The sequence below is a fragment of the Streptomyces sp. BE303 genome, from assembly GCF_036290945.1.
In the GTDB taxonomy this organism is placed as follows: domain Bacteria; phylum Actinomycetota; class Actinomycetes; order Streptomycetales; family Streptomycetaceae; genus Kitasatospora.
This window is the reverse complement of record NZ_JAQYWZ010000570.1, coordinates 1-250: the sequence shown is the minus strand read 5'-3', so window position 1 is coordinate 250 and position 250 is coordinate 1. Positions and strand designations below refer to the sequence as shown.

Below are 250 nucleotides of genomic sequence, written 5' to 3'. Positions count from 1 at the left end.
GCGCGGTTGATGCAGGCGTTGCCGGGTGGTGGGGCGATGGTGGCGTTGGAGGCGTCGGAGGAGGAGGTGCGGGCTGTTCTGGTCGCGGGTGTGGATGTTGCGGCGGTGAATGGTCCGTTGTCGGTGGTGGTGTCGGGTGACGAGGTGGGGGTGGAGGAGGTTCGGGGTCGTTTCGTGGGTCGTCGGTCGCGGCGGTTGCGGGTGAGTCATGCTTTTCATTCGGGGCATCTGGACGGGATGTTGGAGGAGT

The 250-nt window shown here is 66.0% G+C and carries 1 protein-coding gene; it reads left to right on the top strand.

Annotation, left to right across the window (positions count from 1 at the left end; all coding sequences use genetic code 11):
• Positions 1-36: 36 nt before the first annotated feature.
• Positions 37-250 (top strand): hypothetical protein (locus PUR56_RS12755; RefSeq protein WP_329948979.1); only part of this gene is annotated, 214 nt, incomplete at its 3' end.